This is a genomic window from Lutibacter sp. B1 (assembly GCF_012524075.1).
Classification (GTDB): Bacteria; Bacteroidota; Bacteroidia; order Flavobacteriales; family Flavobacteriaceae; genus Lutibacter.
Genome location: NZ_JAAZUI010000072.1, coordinates 1 through 2,095, shown reverse-complemented (window position 1 = coordinate 2,095; position 2,095 = coordinate 1). Strand labels below are relative to the sequence as shown.

Here is a 2,095-nt window from a genome sequence, read left to right as displayed (position 1 = left end):
TTAACCCAAGTTGCAGCCAATAAGTTAAAATACTGTTAAATTGAGTCAAAGAAAATCCATAAAAACGCGGACTTCATGCTATTAATCTTGAATATTCCAATAAAATAAGGGGTTGCGTTTTGGAATTCGATTTGTAGTACACAGGGGGGTGTTGCCAGTTTTGAAGCTGTTTCGGTACTTTGCGATATGTATTTCAAAGCAACATTTCGCAACCATCCAGAGTTAGGATCTATTTGTCCTTACTATCGATTGGTGGAAAGTTATCGCAACATTGAGGACAGAATTTGTCATAAAACGATTCTCAATATAGGGTTTGTTCCAGAACTAAAACCCGAGCAGTTGAATGTCATTCAAAAAAAACTAACCCAATTAGCCAGTGGAAATGGCGATTTGTTTTTAGAAGAAGATGCTATTTTAGATCCTTATGTTGCTCGTTTTTGGAATCAAATTTTGGCCAATAAAACTATTGATGTCGAGGCAAAACCCAAGGCTACTACCGTCAAAACTTGGGTTGATTTAGAAAGCATCAAACACACGCAAGTTCGGGAAGTTGGTGCAGAATATATTGGCTATCAAACGCTTAATAAATTGCATTTGAATAATTTTCTGGATACTTTAGGATGGGATGAAGAGAAAATACAACTCACTTATACACAAATTATTAGCCGAGCAGTGTATCCTTTTTCGGAATATAAAACCACTCGTTGGATACAAGAAAATTCAGCTGTTTGTGAACTCAGTGGTTATCCACTGGAAAAAATAACCAAAGACAAACTCTATAAAAACGCTTTGGATTTGTATGAAATAAAAGATGAATTAGAGCAACATTTTTCAAAAAAAACCAACGAACTATTTGATATTCAAGACAAAATAATACTTTTTGATTTAACAAACACCTATTTTGAAGGTCGAAAAGACAAAAGCGAAATCGCAAAATTTGGTAGAAGTAAGGAGAAGAGAAGTGATGCCAAATTGATTGTTTTGGCAATGGTGGTCAACCCAGAAGGGTTTCCAAAATACACTCAAATCTTGGAAGGCAACACCGCCGATAGCGCTTCGCTACCCAATATGATTGATAAATTACGATTGAAAACGGCAAATCTTACTGCCAAAGCTTTGGTGGTTTTGGATGCGGGCATTGCCACGGATGAAAATCTAAAATTAATTCAAGCAAAAGGCTATGATTTTGTGTGTGTCAGTCGCTCGAAAATCAAGGATTATCGTATCAAGGATGGAGAAGTTTTGCATCGTATAAAAACACAAAACAAAGAGGAGATTAGTCTTCAAAGGGTTCATTCAGCAGCGCAAACCGACTATGTTTTGCGAGTAAAAAGCCCTGGCAAAAAGCTCAAAGAAGATGCTATGAAGAAGCAATTTGAGGAAAGATTTGAAGAAGAAATCGAAAAAATAAAAAGCAGTTTAACCAAGAAAAAAGGAGTAAAAAAATACGATAAAGTCAATCAACGCATTGGGAGAGCTATTCAAAAGTATCCGTCCGTGAGCAAGTATTATCAAATTACAGCAATTGGAAATTCTGGAGAAAATGCCACCAATTTGATTTATCAAAAAAAAGAAATCCAAGATAAAGAAGCACAAGAAAATGCGGGAACTTATTTTATCAGAACCAGTCTTGGGGCAAGCGATGAACAAACAGTTTGGAAAATTTACAACACTATTAGAGAAATAGAAAGTACGTTTCGATGCCTGAAAACCGATATCGATTTACGTCCAATATACCACAAAACCGATAACGCTTCGATGGCTCATTTGCATCTTGCTATTTTAGCCTATTGGTTGGTCAATACAGTTCGACATCAACTAAAAAGCCAAAAAATTAATTGTGAATGGCGTGAAATAGTAAGAATTGCAAACACTCAGAAAGTGGTATATAGCACCGCCAAAAATAAAACGGACGAGATGATAGAAATCAAAAAATGTAGTGAACCTTCGAACAAATTGAAAGAAATATACACCTCCCTAAAAATAAAAAAACAGCCTTTTACAAAAAAATCCGTAGTACACAAACTGGAAATTAAAAATTACCAATATGCTCTAAACAAAGGGAGTTCGGCATGACAGCTGCAACTTGGGTTAA

The 2,095-nt window shown here is 35.6% G+C and carries 1 protein-coding gene; it reads left to right on the top strand.

Translation table 11 applies throughout. The features are described 5' to 3' along the window. Positions 1-186: 186 nt before the first annotated feature. A complete protein-coding gene (locus tag HGB55_RS14785; RefSeq protein WP_168817820.1) occupies positions 187-2,076 on the top strand; it encodes an IS1634 family transposase in 1,890 nt (629 codons plus the stop codon). Positions 2,077-2,095: the final 19 nt, after the last annotated feature.

Excerpts from the sequence above, each read along its gene's own strand:
- HGB55_RS14785 (WP_168817820.1), top strand. The coding sequence starts at position 187 with ATGTATTTCAAAGCAACATTTCGCAACCATCCAGAGTTAGGATCTATT.